Annotated in this window: 25 protein-coding genes and 2 pseudogenes; 17 read left to right on the top strand and 10 right to left on the bottom strand. The window is 62.0% G+C overall.

Features of this window, described 5'->3' with window-relative positions; genetic code table 11:
* The first annotated feature begins 128 nt into the window (after positions 1-128).
* The 8 genes from V1286_RS20195 (at position 129) to V1286_RS20160 (ending at position 7,770) form a co-directional block, all read left to right on the top strand.
* Complete coding sequence (locus V1286_RS20195; RefSeq protein WP_334481991.1) at positions 129-917, top strand: molecular chaperone TorD family protein; 789 nt, start codon at positions 129-131, stop codon at positions 915-917.
* A gap of 33 nt (positions 918-950) precedes the next feature.
* Positions 951-1,166 carry a hypothetical protein gene (locus V1286_RS20190; RefSeq protein WP_247516516.1) on the top strand — a complete coding sequence of 72 codons (216 nt, stop codon included), beginning with the start codon at positions 951-953 and terminating at the stop codon, positions 1,164-1,166.
* A gap of 13 nt (positions 1,167-1,179) precedes the next feature.
* Complete coding sequence (locus V1286_RS20185) at positions 1,180-4,146, top strand: formate dehydrogenase subunit alpha (protein WP_334481988.1); 2,967 nt, start codon at positions 1,180-1,182, stop codon at positions 4,144-4,146.
* 13 nt (positions 4,147-4,159) lie between these two features.
* Positions 4,160-4,756 carry a formate dehydrogenase FDH3 subunit beta gene (gene fdh3B, locus V1286_RS20180; protein ID WP_028348819.1) on the top strand — a complete coding sequence of 199 codons (597 nt, stop codon included), beginning with the start codon at positions 4,160-4,162 and terminating at the stop codon, positions 4,754-4,756.
* A gap of 69 nt (positions 4,757-4,825) precedes the next feature.
* Positions 4,826-5,851, top strand: a complete 1,026-nt coding sequence (locus V1286_RS20175) for a formate dehydrogenase subunit gamma (RefSeq protein ID WP_334481986.1) — start codon at positions 4,826-4,828, stop codon at positions 5,849-5,851.
* A gap of 30 nt (positions 5,852-5,881) precedes the next feature.
* Entirely contained in the window at positions 5,882-6,037 is a 156-nt protein-coding gene (locus V1286_RS20170) for a hypothetical protein (protein WP_334481985.1), read from the top strand.
* Positions 6,038-6,045: 8 nt separating this feature from the next.
* Positions 6,046-6,432 carry a gamma-butyrobetaine hydroxylase family protein gene (locus tag V1286_RS20165; RefSeq protein WP_334481984.1) on the top strand — a complete coding sequence of 129 codons (387 nt, stop codon included), beginning with the start codon at positions 6,046-6,048 and terminating at the stop codon, positions 6,430-6,432.
* A gap of 12 nt (positions 6,433-6,444) precedes the next feature.
* Positions 6,445-7,770 (top strand): c-type cytochrome, encoded by a 1,326-nt coding sequence (locus V1286_RS20160; protein ID WP_417021165.1) that lies wholly within the window; start codon positions 6,445-6,447, stop codon positions 7,768-7,770.
* 33 nt (positions 7,771-7,803) lie between these two features.
* Here V1286_RS20160 and V1286_RS20155 read toward each other — a convergent pair whose 3' ends face one another.
* A complete protein-coding gene (locus V1286_RS20155; RefSeq protein ID WP_334481980.1) occupies positions 7,804-8,019 on the bottom strand; it encodes a hypothetical protein in 216 nt (71 codons plus the stop codon).
* A 247-nt stretch (positions 8,020-8,266) separates the two neighbouring features.
* Positions 8,267-8,494, bottom strand: a complete 228-nt coding sequence (locus tag V1286_RS20150) for a hypothetical protein (protein WP_334481979.1) — start codon at positions 8,492-8,494, stop codon at positions 8,267-8,269.
* 266 nt (positions 8,495-8,760) lie between these two features.
* Here V1286_RS20150 and V1286_RS20145 point away from each other — a divergent pair, with 266 nt between their 5' ends.
* Positions 8,761-8,910, top strand: a complete 150-nt coding sequence (locus V1286_RS20145; RefSeq protein WP_334481978.1) for a hypothetical protein — start codon at positions 8,761-8,763, stop codon at positions 8,908-8,910.
* Between the two features lie 216 nt (positions 8,911-9,126).
* Here V1286_RS20145 and V1286_RS20140 read toward each other — a convergent pair whose 3' ends face one another.
* On the bottom strand, positions 9,127-9,354 hold the full coding sequence (locus V1286_RS20140) for a hypothetical protein (RefSeq protein ID WP_334481976.1): 228 nt from the start codon (positions 9,352-9,354) through the stop codon (positions 9,127-9,129).
* 134 nt (positions 9,355-9,488) lie between these two features.
* Complete coding sequence (locus tag V1286_RS20135) at positions 9,489-9,683, bottom strand: hypothetical protein (protein WP_334481974.1); 195 nt, start codon at positions 9,681-9,683, stop codon at positions 9,489-9,491.
* 164 nt (positions 9,684-9,847) lie between these two features.
* On the opposite strand from V1286_RS20135, the gene V1286_RS20130 reads away from it, so the two are divergent.
* From V1286_RS20130 to V1286_RS20120, 3 genes are read left to right on the top strand one after another with little or no spacing between them, the layout of a single operon-like run.
* Complete coding sequence (locus V1286_RS20130) at positions 9,848-10,006, top strand: hypothetical protein (RefSeq protein WP_190241665.1); 159 nt, start codon at positions 9,848-9,850, stop codon at positions 10,004-10,006.
* 29 nt (positions 10,007-10,035) lie between these two features.
* Positions 10,036-10,206 carry a hypothetical protein gene (locus V1286_RS20125; RefSeq protein WP_334481973.1) on the top strand — a complete coding sequence of 57 codons (171 nt, stop codon included), beginning with the start codon at positions 10,036-10,038 and terminating at the stop codon, positions 10,204-10,206.
* Complete coding sequence (locus V1286_RS20120; RefSeq protein ID WP_334481972.1) at positions 10,203-10,535, top strand: hypothetical protein; 333 nt, start codon at positions 10,203-10,205, stop codon at positions 10,533-10,535. The genes V1286_RS20125 and V1286_RS20120 overlap by 4 nt, the downstream gene beginning before the upstream one ends.
* Before the next feature lie 450 nt (positions 10,536-10,985).
* Here the strand turns inward: V1286_RS20120 and V1286_RS20115 are convergent, their stop codons facing one another.
* A complete protein-coding gene (locus V1286_RS20115; RefSeq protein WP_334481971.1) occupies positions 10,986-11,174 on the bottom strand; it encodes a hypothetical protein in 189 nt (62 codons plus the stop codon).
* Between the two features lie 56 nt (positions 11,175-11,230).
* Here V1286_RS20115 and V1286_RS20110 point away from each other — a divergent pair, with 56 nt between their 5' ends.
* The gene (locus V1286_RS20110) at positions 11,231-11,899 is read left to right on the top strand and encodes an NUDIX domain-containing protein (protein ID WP_334481970.1); all 669 of its coding nucleotides are present in this window, start codon (positions 11,231-11,233) and stop codon (positions 11,897-11,899) included.
* Between the two features lie 70 nt (positions 11,900-11,969).
* Here V1286_RS20110 and V1286_RS20105 read toward each other — a convergent pair.
* Positions 11,970-12,539: pseudogene (locus tag V1286_RS20105) on the bottom strand (SDR family NAD(P)-dependent oxidoreductase); the annotation flags it as partial.
* On the opposite strand from V1286_RS20105, the pseudogene V1286_RS20100 reads away from it, so the two are divergent.
* Together V1286_RS20100 and V1286_RS20095 are read left to right on the top strand one after the other, a co-directional pair.
* Positions 12,462-12,767, top strand: a pseudogene (locus tag V1286_RS20100) (DUF4142 domain-containing protein); the annotation flags it as partial. The pseudogenes V1286_RS20105 and V1286_RS20100 sit on opposite strands and share 78 nt — an antisense overlap.
* Positions 12,768-12,862: 95 nt before the next feature.
* A complete protein-coding gene (locus V1286_RS20095) occupies positions 12,863-13,072 on the top strand; it encodes a DUF6496 domain-containing protein (protein WP_334481969.1) in 210 nt (69 codons plus the stop codon).
* Between the two features lie 269 nt (positions 13,073-13,341).
* On the opposite strand, the gene budC is transcribed toward V1286_RS20095, so the two are convergent.
* The 3 genes from budC to V1286_RS20080 all read right to left on the bottom strand — a co-directional run bounded on the left by budC (position 13,342) and on the right by V1286_RS20080 (position 15,051).
* Positions 13,342-14,106, bottom strand: a complete 765-nt coding sequence (budC, locus tag V1286_RS20090; protein ID WP_334481967.1) for a meso-2,3-butanediol dehydrogenase — start codon at positions 14,104-14,106, stop codon at positions 13,342-13,344.
* A 34-nt stretch (positions 14,107-14,140) separates the two neighbouring features.
* Entirely contained in the window at positions 14,141-14,572 is a 432-nt protein-coding gene (locus V1286_RS20085) for a CBS domain-containing protein (protein ID WP_334481965.1), read from the bottom strand.
* Between the two features lie 152 nt (positions 14,573-14,724).
* A complete protein-coding gene (locus V1286_RS20080) occupies positions 14,725-15,051 on the bottom strand; it encodes a hypothetical protein (RefSeq protein WP_334481964.1) in 327 nt (108 codons plus the stop codon).
* Between the two features lie 212 nt (positions 15,052-15,263).
* Here V1286_RS20080 and V1286_RS20075 point away from each other — a divergent pair, with 212 nt between their 5' ends.
* Positions 15,264-15,719 carry a host attachment family protein gene (locus V1286_RS20075; protein WP_334481963.1) on the top strand — a complete coding sequence of 152 codons (456 nt, stop codon included), beginning with the start codon at positions 15,264-15,266 and terminating at the stop codon, positions 15,717-15,719.
* Positions 15,720-15,781: 62 nt separating this feature from the next.
* Here the strand turns inward: V1286_RS20075 and garD are convergent, their stop codons facing one another.
* Entirely contained in the window at positions 15,782-17,317 is a 1,536-nt protein-coding gene (gene garD / locus V1286_RS20070) for a galactarate dehydratase (RefSeq protein WP_334481961.1), read from the bottom strand.
* A gap of 243 nt (positions 17,318-17,560) precedes the next feature.
* Between garD and ytfQ the strand changes: the two genes are divergently transcribed.
* Positions 17,561-18,526, top strand: a complete 966-nt coding sequence (gene ytfQ, locus V1286_RS20065) for a galactofuranose ABC transporter, galactofuranose-binding protein YtfQ (protein WP_334481960.1) — start codon at positions 17,561-17,563, stop codon at positions 18,524-18,526.
* Positions 18,527-18,659: the final 133 nt, after the last annotated feature.

Here is an 18,659-nt window from a genome sequence, read left to right as displayed (position 1 = left end):
AAAGTATTTGCGGAAATAGGCAAAGCCTATGATACAGATTCCCAGCTTGGAATAATTCCAGTTCTAAGTTTGTACGCCCGAGGGACACGGGTGGGGCGCGAATGGGCGGGGGAGAAATCGGTAGCACCATGCGTGACACCGGTCTGGAACTAGCAATCAGGGCAGCGGGTGGCGTTGCATCGCTGGCGCGAGGGATAGGCATTGCGCAGCCCTCCGTCTCGGCGTGGTCGCGCATCCCCGCTGAGCGGGTTCTCGCCGTCGAAGCGCTGACGCAGGTCAATCGATTCGTTCTTCGTCCCGATCTCTATGGACAGTCCGAGGACCAGGTGACGTCGAAGCCCGAAATCGACGAGATCGATCAACTGCGCGCCGCGGAATACGGCCTGCTGTCGCTGCTGCTCGGCAAGGCGCCCGATGCCGAGACGCTCAAGCGCGTTGCAACGCTGAAGGGCGACGGTTCCGAACTCGGCATGGCGCATGTGGAACTCGCTGCCGCTGCTGCCGCGACAGACGACCGCGCCGTCAGCAAGGAATTCTTCGATCTCTTCATCGGGCTTGGCCGCGGCGAACTACTTCCCTATGCCTCCTACTATCTGACCGGCTTTCTTCACGAGCGTCCACTGGCGCGGGTGCGCGAGGATCTGCGCGGGCTCGGGATCGAGCGCGCGGGCACCTCGCGCGAGCCGGAAGACCACATCGCTATTTTGCTCGAAGTCATGGCCGGCCTCGCACGCGGCGACTTCGAGGCTGAGTTCGCCGAACAGGCGCGCTTTTTCGAACGGCATCTCAAGTCGTGGGCGGCGCGGATGTTCGCCGATCTGGAAACGTCGCAATCGGCGCGCTTCTACCGCGCCGTCGGCCGCGTCGGCCGTGTCTTCATGGAATTGGAATCGGAGGCCTTCACGCTGTCCGAGTGACGGCGATAGGCAACGCGAAAACGGGAGATCGCAATGAGCAAACCATCTGACAGCAAGGGCAAGTCTCGGGCCACCGGGGTGGATCGGCGCAGCCTGTTTCTGATGGGCGGTTCGGCGGTCGCAGCAGCAGCCGTTGTGCCGTTGACTGGCGGCGAGGCTGTGGCGGACGAGTCGCAGGCCGAGCGCGTCAAGGCGCGCTACAAGGAAACCGATCACGTCAAGAATTTCTATCGCGTCAACCGCTATTGATGGGAACACGCACATGTTGATGAAGCGAAAAGACGGATCCGCGGGCAGGGCGCGTTTGCAGGGTATCGCCGCCGGCCTCGCGTCAGGCGTTCTCGACCGCCGTACGTTCCTGCGGCGGTCCGGTCTGGCGGCGGGTGCAGGTGCTGCGATCGGCCTGATGCCGCTCGGCTCGGTGCGCAAGGCGCAGGCCGGGCCTGAGAAGGTCGGCGCACCGACGGAAATCAGGAAGAATATCTGCACGCATTGTTCGGTCGGCTGCACCGTGATTGCCGAAGTGCAAAACGGCGTCTGGGTCGGCCAGGAGCCGGCCTGGGACAGCCCGATCAATCGCGGCTCGCATTGCGCCAAGGGCGCTGCGGTGCGTGAACTCGTCCATGGCGACCGCCGGCTGAAATATCCGATGAAGCTGGTCAACGGCGAGTGGCAGAAGGTCTCGTGGGATCAGGCGATCAACGAGATCGGCGACAAGATGCTTGAGATCCGCGCCAAGTCCGGCGCCGACTCGGTCTATCTGTTGGGCTCCGCGAAATTCTCCAATGAAGGCGGCTATCTGTTCCGCAAGTTCGCGGCGTTCTGGGGCACCAACTCGATCGATCACCAGGCCCGCATCTGCCATTCCACCACCGTCGCCGGCGTCGCCAATACCTGGGGCTACGGCGCGATGACGAATTCCTACAATGACATGCGCAACTCGAAGACCATCGTCTTCATGGGATCGAACGCCGCCGAGGCGCACCCGGTTTCGCTGCAGCACATCCTCTCCGGCAAGGAGCTCAATCGTGCCAACGTGTTCGTGCTCGACCCGCGCTTCACCCGCACCGCGGCGCATGCCACCGAATATGTGAGGTTCCGTGGCGGCACCGATATCGCCGTCATCTGGGGCATGCTGCACCACATCTTCAACAATGGCTGGGAAGACAAGGAATTCATTAAGCAACGCGTCTACGGCATGGACCAGATCCGCGCCGAAGTCGCCAAATGGACCCCCGAAGAGGTCGAGCGTGTCACCGGAATTCCCGGCGAGCAGTTGAAGAAGGTCGCCGAGACTTTTGCCAAGCAGAAGCCAGCGGCCTTTGTCTGGTGCATGGGCGGCACCCAGCACACTGTCGGCACCGCAAACGTCCGCGCCTACTGCAACTTACTGCTGGCGACGGGCAACGTTGGCTCCTTCGGCAATGGCGCCAACATCTTCCGCGGCCATTGCAACGTGCAAGGCGCGACCGATATCGGCCTCGATATCGTGACGCTGCCGCTCTATTACGGCCTGGTCGAAGGCGCCTGGAAGCACTGGGCGCGCGTCTGGGAAGTCGAATACGATTATCTGCAGTCGCGCTTCGACGAAGTCCCGGCGAAGGCGGGCCGTCCGGCGCGCACCCGCAAGCAGAACATGGAACTGCCGGGCATCCCGTGGACCCGCTGGTTCGATGCGACGCTGGCCAATCCTGACGACGTCGATCAACGCGATACCGTGAAGGGCGTGGTCATCATGGGGCACGGCGGCAATACCGTGCCGCGCATGACGGAAATGGTGAAGGGCCTGGAGAAGCTGGAGCTGCTCGTGGTTGCCGATCCGCATCCGACCACGTTCGCCGCGATCTCGGACCGCAAGAACGGCACCTACCTGTTGCCCGCCTGCACCCAGTTCGAAACCTCCGGCTCGCGCACGGCCTCCAACCGCTCGCTGCAGTGGGGTGAGCAGATCGTCAAGCCGATCTTCGAATCGAAGGACGACTATGAGATCATCTACCGGCTGTCGACGAAGCTCGGCTTCGCCGACAAGATGTTCAAGAACATCAAGGTCGAGAACAACCGTCCGTCTCCTGAAGACCTCTTGCGCGAAATCAACCGCGGCGGCTTCTCGACCGGCTATTCCGGCCAGTCGCCGGAGCGGCTGAAGGCGCACATGGAAAACCAGGGCAAGTTCGATCTGGTGACCTTGCGCGCCAAGGCGGACGAGCCCGAGATCGGCGGCGACTATTATGGCCTGCCGTGGCCGTGCTGGGGCACGCCGCAGATCAAGCATCCGGGAACGCACACGCTCTACAACACCAACCTTCATGTGAAGGATGGCGGCGGCACGTTCCGCGCCCGCTTCGGCGTGGTCTACGAAGAGAAGCAGCCGGACGGTTCGGTGAAGAACGTCAATCTTTTGGCCGAAGGCTCCTACAGCAAGGGTTCGGAGCTGACCGACGGCTATCCCGAGTTCACCTACGGCGTGCTCAAGAAGCTCGGTTGGGACAAGGATCTCACCGCGGACGAACTGGCCACCATCAACAAGATCGGCGGCAACAATCCCGACGGCGTCGGTTGGGCCGTCGATCTGTCCGGCGGCATCATCCGGGTCACGCTGGAGCGTGGCGTGATGGCGTATGGCAACGGCAAGGCCCGCGCGGTCGCGTGGAATCTACCTGATCCGGTGCCGGTGCATCGCGAGCCGATCTACACGGCGCGGCCCGATCTCGTCGCGAAGTATCCGACGCGTCCGGACGGGCGCCAGTTCCGCATGCCCAATCTCGGCTTCTCCGTTCAGAAGGCGGCGGTGGACAAGGGGCTGGCCAAGCAATTCCCGATCATCCTGACCTCGGGACGCCTCGTGGAATACGAAGGCGGCGGCGAGGAAACCCGATCGAACAAATGGCTTGCCGAATTGCAGCAGGACATGTTCGTCGAGGTCAACACATCGGATGCCGCCGAGCGCGGCATCAAGGACGGCGGCTGGGTCTGGGTGTTCGGTCCGGAAAACAGCTCGAAGGCCCGCGTCAAGGCGCTCGTCACCGACCGCGTCGGCAAGGGAGTGGCATTCATGCCGTTCCACTTCTCCGGCTGGTTCCAGGGCGTCGACCAGCGCGGCAAGTATCCGAAGGGATCAGACCCGATCGTGCTGGGCGAAAGCGTCAACACGATCACGTCCTACGGCTACGACCCGGTCACCGGCATGCACGAGGGCAAGGTGACCCTGTGCCAGATCCAATCGGCGTGAGAGGAGAATAGACATGGCTCGCGTCAAATTTCTTTGTGATGCTGACCGTTGCATTGAGTGCAACGCCTGCGTGACCGCCTGCAAGAACGAACATGAAGTGCCGTGGGGCATCAATCGCCGCCGCGTCGTCACCATCAATGACGGCAAGCCCGGCGAACGCTCGGTCTCGATGGCCTGCATGCACTGCACCGATGCGCCGTGCGCCGCGGTCTGCCCGGTGTCGTGCTTCTACACCACCGCCGACGGCGTGGTGCTTCATTCCAAGGACCTGTGCATCGGCTGCGGTTACTGCTTCTACGCCTGTCCGTTCGGCGCGCCGCAATATCCGAAGGTCGGCAACTTCGGATCGCGCGGCAAGATGGACAAGTGCACCTATTGCGCGGGCGGGCCGGAAGCCGACTCCACGCCGGCCGAATACGCCAAATACGGCGCCAATCGTCTGGCCGAAGGCAAGCTGCCGATCTGCGCCGAGATGTGCTCGACCAAGTCGCTGCTCGCCGGCGACGGCGCGATCATTGCCGAGATCTACAAGGAGCGGGTGATGAAGCGCGGTTACGGTTCCGGCATGTGGGGCTGGAAGACCGCCTACAGCGATTCACCGACCGGCTGATAGAACGGCTGTCGCGCTCCGGCGCGGCGGCATCAGCGTAATTCCGATAACCGAAAGGGCGTTGTGCAAATGCCAGGCTCACTTTCAATTCTAAAACTCGCCGGCTTCAGGCCTTTGTTCGCCGCGTTCGCGCTGCTGTTCGTCATGACCTATCCCGCCGCCGCGCAGCTTTCCTTCAGGCCGACGGCCGAAGCCGTCCAGGAAGACCAACTCCTGAATGAGCTGCAGAGAGGCGACAAGATCACCGGCCGGATCACCATTCCGGATGCGAGGGCTGCCAGCCTTATTCAGCCCGCCGGGCGCGACTGGCGCGATTTCCAGCGCAGCAGGTTGCCGATCATTGGCGGCGTCGCCATCATCGGGATGGTAGCCCTGCTGGCGATTTTCCTGATGGTGCGCGGGCGAATCCGCGTCGAGCATGGTTTCTCCGGGACGAAGATACTGCGCTTCGCCGGCCTCGAGCGCTTCGTCCACTGGCTGACGGCAAGCTGCTTCATTGTGCTGGCGCTATCGGGCCTGAACATCAGCTTCGGCCGCATGCTCATTCTGCCGTTGTTCGGTCCCGAAGTCTTCGCCACCATGTCGACTTACGCAAAATTCGCCCATAACTATCTCGCGTTCCCGTTCATGCTCGGCCTCGTCATCATGTTCCTGATCTGGATCAAGGATAACATTCCAGGCAAGCTCGATCTGGAATGGTTCAAGCAGGGTGGCGGCATCCTGTCGGCCGGCAAGCATCCGCCGGCGAAGCGCTTTAACGCCGGGCAGAAGGGTATTTTCTGGATCGTGATCATCGGCGGCGCGCTGATGTCGGTATCCGGCTGGTTCCTGATATTCCCCTACCTTGCGGCCACTGTGACGGCGCTTCAGTTCTGGACCGTGATCCACGCCGTGATCGCCATGCTCTTCATTGCTGTCATGCTGGCGCATATCTATATCGGCTCCATCGGAATGGAGGGGGCTTTCGACGCCATGGGGACTGGCGAGGTCGATCTCAACTGGGCCAAGGAGCATCACTCGCTCTGGGTCGAGGAAGAACAGAAAAAGGCTGGCGCGCCGTCCGACCGCACGCCGCATGCAGTGCCGGCCGAATAGTCCGGCTCAAGTCAAATGTGAGGAAGTGCCATGAAGGTGTTTATTGCGGCTGTGGCTTTTGCTGTGGTTGCCGCCGTCGGCGTCGCGATGGTCCTTAACTCCATCCAGGAGCCAAGCTCCGTCGCCTTTACGACGAGCGGCGCCAGGGTCAGCGATCCCGGCCACAATTTGGTCGGTTCGAGCTGACGCCGGCGGTGCGAGCGCCTGACGTCACGCTGGCGTGGCCGGTCGAAATTCGCCTGCCGAAGGATCGCCGGACGTTGAGCGTTGCTTTTGACGACGGCCGTACCTTCGATCTCCCCGCCGAGTTGCTCCGGGTAACCAGCCCGTCCGCCGAAGTGCAGGGGCATTCCGAAGCCGAGCGCAAGACGGTCGGCGGCAAACGTAATGTGACCATTCTTTCCGTCGATCCTGTCGGCAATTATGCCATCAGAATCGGGTTCGACGACATGCACTCGACCGGTATCTACTCCTGGGCGTTCCTGCGCGACCTCGGCGTGAATGCCGAACGGCGCTTTCAGGACTACCTCGACGACCTCCAGGCCAAGGGGCTCGACCGCGACAGGCCAGGCGTGCGCTGAGGGCCGACGGGAATGGTACGCAGGGTCTTGGCACAAACTCCACGTCGCAACAGAGGCAGATCGGCGCTCCTGGCCGTGTTGATCGCTCTGCCGATCGGAGCCACCTCAGCTTTCGCGCAACTGCGCGGGCATGGCGGGCCGGTGCGGGCGCTGGCGATATCGGCCGACGGGCAAGTCGCGATCTCCGGCAGCTTCGATGCGACGGCCATCCGCTGGTCGCTGACGCGCAATGCGGCCGAGCAGGTGCTTCGTTTCCATTCCGACGCCGTCAACGCGATCGCGCTGCTCGGCGAGGGGCGTGCCGCGACCGCCGGTGCCGATGGCCGCATAGCCATCTGGACTCTTGGCAAGGCAGAGCCCGACGCGGTGTTCGAAGGCCACACGGCGCCGATCGTCGCGCTGGCGGCATCGCCCGATGGCGCTACGCTCGCGTCCGCCTCATGGGACCACACGGTGCGACTCTGGCCGCTCGCAGGCGGCGCACCGCGCATCCTTGATGAGCATACGCAGAACGTCCACGGCGTGGCGTTTACGGCGGATGGCCGCGCCGTGGTCAGCGTCAGCTACGACCTCAGCGTTCGCATCTGGCCGCTGTCGGGAGCGCAAACGCCGACCGTCGTTCCGATGCCGACCCCGCTCAACGCCGTGGCCACCGGCACCGATGGTGAAATTGCGGTCGGCGGCGCGGACGGCAAGGTCTACTTCCTGACCGCCGGCGGCGCGCGTGCCGGCGAGGTTGCGGCAGGGCCAAGGCCGGTGATTTCGATTGCGATTTCGCCTGACGGTGCGCTGGTTGCCGCGGCGGGCATCGGTGGATCGGTGGGCGTAATCGATCGCAAGACGCGCACGCTGGCGCGCACCCTGGTCGGTCCGGGCCTGCCGGTCTGGTCAGTGGCATTCCTGCCCGACAGCCGCACGTTGCTCACGGGCGGCGCGGACAATATCATCCGGCGCTGGAACGCGGCGACGGGTGAGCCGATCGATCCGATTCTGCTGGAGACGGCGGGAGATCCGCTCGCCGCCTATGCCGGCGATCGCGGCGCGGAAATCTTTCGTGCCTGTGTCGCCTGCCATACGCTTGGCGCCGAGCAGGCCAACCGCGCCGGACCGACGCTCGCCGGCATCTTCGGCCGCCGGATCGCCACCGCGCAGGGTTACAATTTTTCCGAAGCGCTCAAGCGGCTCGATATCGTCTGGACACCGGAGACGGTTTCCAAACTGTTCGAGATCGGGCCGCAGGCCTACACGCCCGGCACCAAGATGCCGGAGCAGCGCATCGGTTCGGAGCAGGACCGCGCCGCGCTCGTGCAATTTCTCGAGCGGGCTACCAAGCGATAGGGCCGATCCTCGGCGGCGACTATCCCGGCTTCGTCAATGCTTCGCTGGAGCCGAAAAGACCAGCGACATATCTTCGAAGTCCTCGATCGGAAGTCTGGTTACGCCCGCGGCCGCCGGAGATTTCTTCGACAACGCCACGCCTGTGGTCACGGTGGGGCGCTCGGCGGAAATGATTGAATGCGAACGAAATGTGGTGGCGACAGCGAGCAGGGCGACTGCCACGAATCCGGAAATCAACAGACGCTTCATGGAAAACTCCGTTGGTTCGATATGCAGTGTGGCTTGCACCATCCGCATTACGGCCAACGGCCACGCGCGAATGTGGCCTGCGTCACCTATCACGATCTTGTTTTTGGCAATGTGAGCCGGTTCCACACGAACACATGAGGGGCGGCGCCACCACTATAAGTTGAATTGAATCTCTACGCGTTCACTGCGTGCCGCCACTTGATACGTCTGCGTTGTCCGCGCGAATTGCGCGTGAAATTGATTCTGCCTACGGGGTGGGATGGCGGCCAGTCCGTGGGTTGAGCGGACCTGTCGGCCGGCGCCTCAGCGCTTCCGGCAGAAACTCCTCGTCCGACGCGGGAAGGGCGCTGGAGCGGACGTCTGCCGCGGACTGGGCGCGTTCGTGAGGCGTCTGGTTGTCGTTGAATCTTCGCTTCACGTCGACGCCATCAACGGGATCGTTGACGCCGTGCTGAATGTCCCTGAAATCGCCCATGAAAATTTTCTCCGACGTTCATTGATCGGCACGCTCGAAAAACGCGAGTTGGCGACCAGGGTTCCCTCTCGGTTCGGCCAGCAGAGCAGCTAAATTGAAGCATCGAGTGGAACCGCAGGTGCCATGCCCGATTGATTCCAGACGAAGATAGCTACCGCATCCTTGAGCCATTTGCGGATGTGGAGGCAATCGCCGACTGTGCAAGCGGATGGCCACGACGAAATGAAAGCGTGGTCAGGTATACTAGATGAGTATGGGAGAATGCGATGGGACTCGAAGCCGCGTATTTCCTCGGAGCGCTGGTACTTCTTATCGCGCTCATCTATGGCACCCTGAGCTATCATTATCGCAACAGGGCTGCGACGCGGGCCGGAGGTGAAATCGTTCGTGAACGGTATAGACAGAACCAGGGCTGAGGCGCCGAAAATCCGATACCCTGTTCGACGATTAGTGCACCCGGTAGCTCCGTGAATCGGGTGCAAGAACAAATTCAACCCTGAAACCGAATTCCTGAAAGGCAATCCTGAAACCGCAACGGCGATGCAAGCCGCGTTCGACGAAATCTGCGAGCGCATCGCGCCGAGCCGATTTCAGCACGCAGGTTTGTAGCCCCGCGGCGCGCGTATTGCGTATCACGGCACGCTTTGGGAATCCTTGGCGCCAAGCGCGGTCTTGTTGCCGGCGTCGCGACCGGGAACGCTGACATGGACCTCGTGGCCCTGGCGGATCGCCAGCGACGCAGCCGCGACGGCCGCTTCGAACGCCGCTTCCTTTGTGTCGTAGTTGTGCGGCGCGGTCCCGTCGTGGAGAACCGTCCAGCCTTCCGGCTTGGAAACGATCATGTATTCGGCCAATCCCATCGTTGCCTCCTTGCTATCGGGGGAGAGCAACGTTGAAACACGTTTCCCGGTTCCGATGGTTCACCCGGCGGCGGGCGCTTGCGTGCGGCTACGCGCGCGGCTGTGCCCGCAACAATCCTGTTCGAAGGATTGGATCAGGTTTTCGGTGGACGTCCACGTTTGGCGAAGAGCAATCCCTGCATGTCAGCGGCGTTCTGAAGAATACCCGCGCGCTTCAGCGCTTCGCTTCGCGCACGACCGTGAGGCATGGCCCGCGCTTGCTCCAGCGCCGCCAGCGCCTCGATTTGCAGATCCTGCTTGGACCGAATCTCGGATTTCTTCTTGTCCATTCGAAAACACTAGGAGCGGGAACATCAGCCGTCTGTTCGGTGCCGGACGTTGGAACCAAAGTTAAGTGGATATCCAATCCTGGATGGCAGCCTGGTCCAGTCGAGGGGTCGATTCGGCAGGAACCAAATCGCGGGCTCATCGCTTCCAATTCTGGAGGTGCCCCATGAGCAAGGAAAAGCCCACCGATGACCCGCGTGACCGGACGGACTGGGGATCGCACAAGCAGACCGACAAGCCGTGGAAAGGCAATCCGGAGAAGGAGCAACGGCCGGGACCGTCAAAGCCCGATCTGGAAAAGTGGCATGAGACCAACACCCATTAGCCGCGGCGCGATGGATGGAGATATCGCGGATGCTTGAAGAGAAACTGAAGGAGGCGATCGTCGCAGAGCTGAAAAGGCAGGCGGCGAATGATCCGCAGTCGCTTAGTATCGACGACTCCGAAGACCTCATCGTCAAGGGCAAGATCGATTTGGACGATCTGACGATGGTGATCGCAGGCGCCGTTGCAGGAGGGCCGTGAAGTTTTCCACGGGGTGTGCCTTCGGCCAACAGGCCGAATCAGGAACAGAGATTGCCGCCGGACGTTCTCCCAAAAAATGGTTGGACGTAGACATGACGGAACCGCTACCGCTGCTGATAGAGAGTTCGATTGAGATCGCCTGGGACTATCTCGCGCGTACGGGGGAGTTGGACGATGCGATGGTGGCCGGCCGTTTCCTCAGCGACACGATAGAGTTGATGGTGCGCCGCGGCGAGCGGCGGCGGTTGATGCTGGCCAACAAGGCAATCTCGGCCTATCAGCAATTCAGGCGGCAGCAGTCCCATCACCCGGTGCTCGCCTCGGCGTGATGGCCGTTCAGCTGTTTGCGTCGGAACCCTTTGCGTGAACTCTGGTTGAAGAATCGCTTCAATCAAAGGAGTTCCCCTATGAAGAAAACTATCCTGGCTTGCGCATGCGCTCTGTTACTGTCGACTGGGAGCGTGTTCGCACAAGCTCAGCCGGCCCCCGGTGCGTCAAGCGATCAAAAGGTCGGCCAAGGCCAAGGCGCGACCAAGAGCACGACCAAGCACACGAACATGAAAAAGGGAACGACGACGGGGACGGCTACCGGCAAAATGAAGTCCAGTAGCAGTCCTTCCAGCATGGGTAATGTCGGACCCGGTACCAACAACAATGCTGGACCGCAACCGGGCGGTCGTTAAGCGCTTAGCGAATGCCGTTTGCTTGCGAGAGCAACGGCATTCGCCTGTTACGCGCGGCGACGCGGCAGTGCCGTCTCGATGTGAGGTGCCGGCCAGCTAGCTTCGATGCGTCAGGCCTTGGTGTTGCTCCGCGGCTTTCCACCGAAGTTCTTCGATCATATGCTGCGCGCCCGGACGCGTGAGCAATTCGCCGGACTTGTCGGGAATATCGGCCTGGTCGCAGAGACGCTTGAGTGCCTTCCTCTGCTCTTCCGTCATCGGATCGGTATACGCGTTCAGGACCATGGTGACCTCCGTCGTTCGAACTAACGCAGATGAGGAGGGCGCGTTCCGGTTTATGGATGGCGGCGCTGGTCCTTGCCATGAGCAACAAAATGACAGGACCAAAGTCTGACCAGCGACGTTTAAAGTCCATGAAGACGAGTGGCGAGACCGTGCACATATGCGACGTCGAGATCATTGCCCACAACAAGGGCAAGCTGGTCAGCGTAAGCTACGAACAGCACAGGCGCGACGGCGAGCAGCAACGTCGCAAGCGCGAGATTTACGACAACGGCAACTCGGCCGTCGTTCTTCCCTATGATTCCGAACGCAGAACCGTGCTGCTCACCAGGCAATTGCGCTTGCCGGTATTTTTGCAGGATGGCATCGAGCGAACCGTGGAGGCGTGCGCCGGCAAGCTCGACGGCGAAGAAGCCGAGCAGCGCATTGTGAAGGAGATGCAGGAGGAGCTTGGTTACCGCATCACGAATGTGCAGCGATTGTTCGAGCTCTATGTGAGTCCCGCCGCCATCATGGAAAAGATTTCCTTCTTTACGTGCGCCTATTCGCCGGCCGACAGGGTTTCCGGTGGTGGCGGGCTGAAGGAGGAGGGGGAAGATATCGACGTGGTCGAGACCACGTTGGAGGAAGCTGCCGCGATGATCGCGAACGGTGAAATCGTTGACGCAAAGACGGTGGTTCTCATTCAGTATTTGAGCAGTCGCATGCAGGCTGCGGCTCGTGGCTAACCCCAACCAGCACCGGCAGTGCTGTGTTCGGCGGGCCTTTGTCCGCTACAGGAACGGCTTTCCGCCGGTAACCGCGATTGTCGCGCCGGATACGCAGGATGGGATTGGGCGCATCCGAATTGATCGATGCGGTATTTATGATGCAGCTTCCAGGCTTCATGTGAGCTACGGCGGCCTTGGTGAGATAGAACATCGCGTGAATATTGACCTTGAAAGTCAGTTCCCATTCCTCGTCGCTGATGTCATCGATCGACTTGAAGTTGGCTTGATGCGCCGCGTTGTTGACGAGGATATCGATGCCGCCGAACTCCGATACGGCTTTGGCAATGACGGCCCGGCAATGATCAGGGCGCTGGATGTCGCCCGAAACCAGAACCACCTTTCTGCAGGCTCCCGTCACCAGCCGTTCGGTCTCCCGCGTGTCGTCGTGCTCCTCGAGATAGGAGATCAGGACGTCGGCTCCCTCCCTAGCGAACGCAATGGCGACCGCGCGGCCGATACCGCTATCCCCTCCTGTGATGACCGCCTTCTTGCCGTTGAGCCGGCCGCTGCCCTTGTAAGAAGTTTCGATTTGAAGTCCATGGTTTCGGGCGGCGAGTTGAAAATGGCGCTGCCGACTGAGCTCGATAGCTCGCACCAGAGCAAGATCGACAAGTTGAAGTCGCTGAAGGGCGCCGACTTCAGCTCCCGCTATAACATCAATCAGATCAGCGATCACAAGGACGCAATATCGCTGTTCGAGCGTTACGCCAAGGGCGGCGACCATCCAAAACTGAAGGAGTGGGCGGACAAAATGCTTCCGACGCTGCGCCACCATCTCGAGATGGCGCAGGATCTGGCGGCGGGGAAGACGATCGGAAGGCACTAGAAGGCGCGGCCTTGGCGGCGAGCCTGACACGAATCGCGCGGGAGTGCTGGCGGCGCCGTGCCGGCGCGAACGCTTGAACGCTGAGGAGCGGTAAGATGGCGAAGAAAGCAAAGAAGCGCAGATATTCAAAGGGTGCGGCGAAGAAGGTCGGCCGCGCCATGAAGAAGCGCAAGTCAGGCACGCTGAAGAGTGGCCGATCCGGCAAGAAGGTAAAAAGCAGAAAGCAGGCGATCGCGATCGGCCTGTCCGAAGCCCGAAAGAAGGGCGCCAAGGTGCCCAAGAAGCGTTCGAGGAAGAAATCCTGAAGGGCTCAGTCCGACCGGGTCAGATCGACGGCCGGATAGGCCACCATCCAGTCGTCAAGCAGTTCATCTCCGAAATCATCGAGCGCGCGAAATCGATAGCGCTCGGAATTTCGGGACGGGAAGATTTTGTGGTTTCGAGGGAACGTGCGTTTGTGTGACATCGGTCTTCACCGCTCCGTCGGCGTCCCCTGTCCGCATGATGAGCATTAGAACGGCGAGCGGCTGAACGATGTTCCTGGGACCTCGTGAAAAAAGCGTAGGAGGCGTCGCTACGCCAGCGGCGGCTGACCGTTGGAAGCAGAAACGCCGCCGTCCACGGCTACATTTGCCCCCGTGACGAAGCTTGCGTCATCGCTGGCGAGAAACGCAATGACGGCGGCGACTTCATGCGGCTCGCAAACCCGCCCGAGCGGAATCCGCTCCCGGAACTTCGCGAGCAGTTCCTCGTCCTGCATCATATCGGCCGTCAGGCCGGTCCGGGTCAGGCTGGGACAGACGGAATTTACCCGAACGCCTTTCTTGCCGAGGTCCAGCGCCAGCGACCGCGTCAGGTTCACGACGGCGCCCTTGGCGGCGTTGTAGGGGCTGGTCGCCCAGTCGCCGCCGGTTCCGGATACCGAGGCCGTATTGACGATCGAGCCTGACGTCTTCTCAAGATGGGGGAGGGCCGCGCGGCAACCGAAGAAGACGCCGTCAAGATCGGTCGCCATCACCTTGCGCCACTGCTCGTTGGTGATTTCAGCCAAGTCGCCGCCCTCATAGACGCCGGCATTGTTGACCAGGACGTCCAGCCGCCCAAATCGCTTCACCACCGTCGTCACCATGGCGTCGACGGCTTCGCTATCCGAGACGTCGGCGAGGTGAGACAGGGTGAACTGCGCCGGCAGATCTTTCGAGACATCGGCCAGCGGCATTTCGTTGCGATCCACCAGCGCGACGCATGCGCCTTCGGACGAAAAGCGCCGCGCGGTGGCTTCGCCAATGCCGGAGGCCGCCCCGGTTACGATGACGACCTTTCCCTCAAAGCGCTTCATGCTCGCTCATGTCACAACAGGGGCATTGCACAGATCAAACTTGTGTATGCTGCCCGCCAGGCCGTGAAATTTCACTCAATGCCGCGCCCGTGCCATTGCCGCTCTGGACCAGCGCGATGTCGCCCAGCGCAATGATGCCGACGAGCCGCTTGTTGCGATTGAGCACTGGCAGGCGGCGGACCTGGATGTCGCCCATGTTCGCGCTCACCTCGTCAAGGTCCTGATCCTCGTAGCAATATTTGACGTCGGCGGTCATCACGTCGCCGACCCGTCCCTCCGGGCCTCGGCCCATGCCGATCCCGCGGATCGCGATATCGCGGTCGGAGATCATGCCGACCAGGCGCTCGTTATCGGTCACCGGCAGCAACCCGACGCCGAGCGCCGCCATCGCCTGCGCGGCGTCCTTTAACGTGTCATCGGGAGTGCAGAGCTGTACTTCAGGTGTCATCGCATCGGAAACTTTCATAGGAGCCTCTCCTTTTGCTTTGTCCGTTGCTTCATCCGCTAACAGGCGCCGCCGCCCGCCGTTCCTGAAAGGAAAATGAAATATTTCCGACGCGGGCGGAGAGACTTCAGACTGAGCTGAAGTCTCTCACCGACCCGTTTCTCTTCGTCCGCCTACCAGCGATCGTTGTCGACGCCGACGCCCACGCTTACGCCAGGTGCGCGAATGCCGACGCCGGCTCGCGGCCCATCATCCCAGTCACGGTAGCGTCGATGCTCGATATATCGCTCGCGCGGCGCATAAGCGTATGAATCGCGGACGACCGTGCGGCTGCTGCCGCGGGTGCGATAGCAGCGTCCGTTATCGTCACAGACCATACGAACCTGCTGTATCAGGTCGGAGTTGCTATATTCGCTGCTGGTGTAGATGTCAGACGCATTTGCGCTGCCGGCCAGGAGCGCGCCCGCGCCGGCCAGCAGGCCGATTGCGATCTTCCTCATAAGTTCCTCCTTGCTCGAATGCTGCCCTCGGCCCTCAAAGCATCGCACCCGCTTTGGTTCCGTCGCGGGGAAGCAATGAGGCCGGAGTTCCATTCGTGTGCGCGGGAGCAGGCGGTGTTGAGGTGCCGACCATGGTCGGTGACCTGGGCGCCGTCGTCGCAGAGGCAACCACGCGGCTACTCATGCGTTGGCCCACATGGAGGCATCAAGTAATGACAAATGAGTCTACCCCGGTCATCTCCCACAATGCACTCGTTCTGATCGGCGACGGCCAGAAGGCGCTCTTTCTGCGCAACAAAGGCACCGCGCAGCAGGTCAAGCTCGAAGTCGAGCATATCCTGGAGCAGGATAATCCGGCAACGCGCGAGCAGGGCACCGATCGTCCGGGGCGCTCCGTTTCGAGCGTCGGTACGGCGCGAAGCGCGGTAGAGGAGGTCGACTGGCACCACATCGCAAAGGAGCGGTTCGCCGGAGAGATCGCGGAAGCGCTCTACCGTCATGCCCACGACAATCGTTTCGACAAGCTCATCGTCATCGCGCCGGCGAAGATTCTCGGCAATTTGCGCAAGGCATTTCGTGCCGAGGTGACGGACAAGATCGTGGGCGAGATTCCAAAGGAATTGACGTCGCATCCGATCCCGCAGATCGAAAGGTTGGTCGCGGCCTAGCCACGTATCGGCTGGGCCGTGGCGCTTGCAGCCCATTCCGACGATGGGGCGCCGAGCCGTCGTTATGTCACCGGGCCCGGATTGAACAGCGCAAGCGAGTTGGTGAGATTCCAGTGTTCGGCCCAGGTCTCGCGGCCGCTTGCCACGTCAAGCATGAGACGGAAGAGTTCCCAGCCGACATCCTCGATTGTTGCGTCACCGGTCGCGATACTGCCGGCGTCAAGGTCGATCAAATCGTGCCAGCGTTGCTTCAACTCACTGCGCGTCGAGACCTTGATGACCGGCACGGCGGCAAGCCCGTAGGGCGTGCCGCGGCCGGTGGTGAAGACATGCAGCGTCATGCCCGAGGCCAGTTGCAGCGTACCGCAGACAAAATCACTGGCTGGCGTGGCCGCAAAAATCAGCCCTTTTTGGCTGACCCGCTCACCCGGCGCGAGCACGCCCGCGATCGGGCTGGTGCCGGATTTGATCACAGAGCCCATCGCCTTCTCGACGATGTTGGAGAGGCCGCCCTTCTTGTTGCCCGGCGTGGTGTTGGCGCTGCGGTCGGCTTCGCCGCCGGCGAGATAGCGGTCGTACCAGGCCATCTCGCGCACCAGCGCGTCCGCAACGTCCTGGTTCGCCGCGCGCGGCGTCAGCAAATGGATGGCGTCGCGCACCTCGGTGACTTCGGAAAACATCACGGTGGCGCCGGCGCGCACCAGAAGATCCGCGGCAAAACCCAGCGCCGGATTGGCGGTCACACCCGAGAACGCATCGCTGCCGCCGCATTGCATGCCGACCACCAGCGCCGACGCCGGGCAGGTTTCGCGGCGGCGCTGGTTCAATATCTGCAGCCGCGCGTCGGCCATCTGCACGATGTCCTCGACGATTTCGCCGAAGCCGGTGAGGCCTTCGTCCTGCATGCGCATGATTTCGTCGTCGGCGCTCATGCCCTCAGGCAGCAACAGCTCGGGCTGCAGCTTCTCGCAACCCAGCCCAACGATCATCACCTCGCCGCCGAAATTGGGATTGCGGGCGAGGTTCTGCAGCGTGCGGATCGGGACCGCGGCACCCGGCGCGTTGATCGCGACTCCGCAGCCATAGGCATGCGTGACCGCCACCACGTCGTCGACGTTGGGATATTTCGGCAACAGCTCCTTGCGAATCCGGTCCAGCGCGAACTCGACCGTGCCGGCGACGCATTGCACGCTGGTCGAGATCGCGAGGATGTTGCGGGTGCCGACCGAACCGTCGGCATTGCGATAGCCTTCGAACGTGTAGCCTTCCAGCGGCGGCAGCTTGATCGCGCCGCCGTTCGGCTGCGGCAGATTGTCGAACGACGGTGCGTCGGGCATCTGCACCAGCGATTCCTTGACCCAGCTACCGCGGGCGATCGGCGCTGCGGCACGGCCGATGACCTCGCCGTAGCGGCGAATGGCGTCGCCTTCTGCAATGTCGGCGAGGGCAACCTTGTGGCCCTGCGGAATCTGCTCGACCAGCCGCAAGCCGCACGCGAACTCTGCGCCCGGGTGCAGGCCTCCGCGGTTCGCGACGATCGCGACGTTATCGTCCGCGTGCATGCGGATGTAGAGCGGTTTCGCGGTGACGGGCTGCATGTCGAATCCTTGTTCACGGGCGGCATCAGGCAACGCGTAGCTGCGCGGCATGATCGAGGCAATCAAGGTCAAACCGCGGGTGTGAGGCGTCTAGAGAACTCAATAGTCAAATAATATTACTAGTCAGGGCCGATCTTCCGTGAAATATTGCCCGCGCTGCCGTCAATGGACAGCTTAAACGGTGCCGTGATACCGAATTCGGGCATGCAGGCACCCTGAACAACATTTGGGAGAATGCGCCTCATGACCTCCAAAGCCCTCCTTGCGGCCACCGCGCTGGTCGCCATTACCCTCGCGCTTCCGGCAACAGCCGCTGAGCTTACCGTCGGCTTTTCCCAGATCGGATCCGAATCCGGCTGGCGGGCGGCGGAAACCTCTGTCTCAAAAACCGAGGCCACCAAGCGCAAAGTCACGCTCAAGATCGCCGACGCCCAGCAGAAGCAGGAAAACCAGATCAAGGCGATCCGTTCCTTCATCGCCCAGGGCGTTGACGCCATCTTCCTCGCGCCTGTCGTGTCGAGCGGTTGGGACGCGGTGTTGAAGGAGGCCAAGGAAGCCAAGATTCCGGTTGTGCTGCTCGATCGCGACATCGATCCGTCGGGCAAGGAGCTTTATCTCACCGCCGTCACCTCGGACAGCGTGCACGAAGGTGCCGTCGCCGGCGAATGGCTGGCAAAGACCGTGGGCGGGAAGGCATGCAACGTCGTCGAGTTGCAGGGCACGGTCGGCGCGAGCGTCGCCACCAACCGCAAGAAGGGCTTTGACAGCGTCGTCGCCAAGAACGCCAATCTCAAGGTGGTGCGCAGCCAGACCGGCGACTTCACCCGCGCCAAGGGCAAGGAAGTGATGGAAAGCTTCATCAAGGCCGAAGGCGGCGGCAAGACGATTTGCGCCGTCTATGCCCACAACGACGACATGATGGTCGGTGCGATCCAGGCGATGAAGGAGGCCGGCCTCAAGCCGGGCAAGGACGTCCTGACGGTGTCGATCGATGCAGTGCCTGATATCTTCAAGGCAATCGCGGCCGGCGAGGCCAACGCCACCGTGGAGCTGACGCCGAACATGGCGGGTCCGGCGCTGGACGCCGTCATGGCCTTCAAGGCAAAGGGAACGGTGCCGCCGAAGTGGATCCAGACGGAGTCGAAGCTCTACACGGCTGCCGATGATCCGCAAAAGATCTATGACAGCAAGAAGGGCCTCGGCTACTGATCGGCCGGCGCTACGCCGCCGGGCTCAAGCCAGCCCCGGCCCGGCGGCAAAAGCTTTCTCGACGAATCCGCCGCATGAGGCGAACATGCCGGGCGTTCGCGTTGACGCGAGCGTCGGTGGGAGTGATGCCGGC

Source organism: Bradyrhizobium algeriense, from assembly GCF_036924595.1.
Lineage (GTDB): Bacteria > Pseudomonadota > Alphaproteobacteria > Rhizobiales > Xanthobacteraceae > Bradyrhizobium > Bradyrhizobium algeriense.
The sequence above is the reverse complement of the archived record's forward strand: the minus strand, read 5'-3'. Positions and strand labels throughout refer to the sequence as shown.

What these genes read in the sequence shown, in the direction of transcription:
- V1286_RS20140 (WP_334481976.1), bottom strand. Translation starts at nt 9,354, where the DNA reads ATGGGATTGGCCGAATACATGATCGTTTCCAAGCCGGAAGGCTGGACG.
- V1286_RS20175 (WP_334481986.1), top strand. Translation starts at nt 4,826, where the DNA reads ATGCCAGGCTCACTTTCAATTCTAAAACTCGCCGGCTTCAGGCCTTTG.
- garD (WP_334481961.1), bottom strand. Translation starts at nt 17,317, where the DNA reads ATGCAGCCCGTCACCGCGAAACCGCTCTACATCCGCATGCACGCGGAC.
- V1286_RS20195 (WP_334481991.1), top strand. Translation starts at nt 129, where the DNA reads ATGCGTGACACCGGTCTGGAACTAGCAATCAGGGCAGCGGGTGGCGTT.
- V1286_RS20130 (WP_190241665.1), top strand. Translation starts at nt 9,848, where the DNA reads ATGAGCAAGGAAAAGCCCACCGATGACCCGCGTGACCGGACGGACTGG.
- V1286_RS20150 (WP_334481979.1), bottom strand. Translation starts at nt 8,494, where the DNA reads ATGGGCGATTTCAGGGACATTCAGCACGGCGTCAACGATCCCGTTGAT.
- V1286_RS20145 (WP_334481978.1), top strand. Translation starts at nt 8,761, where the DNA reads ATGGGACTCGAAGCCGCGTATTTCCTCGGAGCGCTGGTACTTCTTATC.
- V1286_RS20115 (WP_334481971.1), bottom strand. Translation starts at nt 11,174, where the DNA reads ATGGTCCTGAACGCGTATACCGATCCGATGACGGAAGAGCAGAGGAAG.
- fdh3B (WP_028348819.1), top strand. Translation starts at nt 4,160, where the DNA reads ATGGCTCGCGTCAAATTTCTTTGTGATGCTGACCGTTGCATTGAGTGC.
- ytfQ (WP_334481960.1), top strand. Translation starts at nt 17,561, where the DNA reads ATGACCTCCAAAGCCCTCCTTGCGGCCACCGCGCTGGTCGCCATTACC.
- V1286_RS20110 (WP_334481970.1), top strand. Translation starts at nt 11,231, where the DNA reads ATGGCGGCGCTGGTCCTTGCCATGAGCAACAAAATGACAGGACCAAAG.
- V1286_RS20125 (WP_334481973.1), top strand. Translation starts at nt 10,036, where the DNA reads ATGCTTGAAGAGAAACTGAAGGAGGCGATCGTCGCAGAGCTGAAAAGG.
- V1286_RS20085 (WP_334481965.1), bottom strand. Translation starts at nt 14,572, where the DNA reads ATGAAAGTTTCCGATGCGATGACACCTGAAGTACAGCTCTGCACTCCC.
- V1286_RS20080 (WP_334481964.1), bottom strand. Translation starts at nt 15,051, where the DNA reads ATGAGGAAGATCGCAATCGGCCTGCTGGCCGGCGCGGGCGCGCTCCTG.
- V1286_RS20160 (WP_417021165.1), top strand. Translation starts at nt 6,445, where the DNA reads ATGGTACGCAGGGTCTTGGCACAAACTCCACGTCGCAACAGAGGCAGA.
- V1286_RS20190 (WP_247516516.1), top strand. Translation starts at nt 951, where the DNA reads ATGAGCAAACCATCTGACAGCAAGGGCAAGTCTCGGGCCACCGGGGTG.
- V1286_RS20155 (WP_334481980.1), bottom strand. Translation starts at nt 8,019, where the DNA reads ATGAAGCGTCTGTTGATTTCCGGATTCGTGGCAGTCGCCCTGCTCGCT.
- V1286_RS20135 (WP_334481974.1), bottom strand. Translation starts at nt 9,683, where the DNA reads ATGGACAAGAAGAAATCCGAGATTCGGTCCAAGCAGGATCTGCAAATC.
- budC (WP_334481967.1), bottom strand. Translation starts at nt 14,106, where the DNA reads ATGAAGCGCTTTGAGGGAAAGGTCGTCATCGTAACCGGGGCGGCCTCC.
- V1286_RS20170 (WP_334481985.1), top strand. Translation starts at nt 5,882, where the DNA reads ATGAAGGTGTTTATTGCGGCTGTGGCTTTTGCTGTGGTTGCCGCCGTC.
- V1286_RS20075 (WP_334481963.1), top strand. Translation starts at nt 15,264, where the DNA reads ATGACAAATGAGTCTACCCCGGTCATCTCCCACAATGCACTCGTTCTG.
- V1286_RS20095 (WP_334481969.1), top strand. Translation starts at nt 12,863, where the DNA reads ATGGCGAAGAAAGCAAAGAAGCGCAGATATTCAAAGGGTGCGGCGAAG.
- V1286_RS20185 (WP_334481988.1), top strand. Translation starts at nt 1,180, where the DNA reads ATGTTGATGAAGCGAAAAGACGGATCCGCGGGCAGGGCGCGTTTGCAG.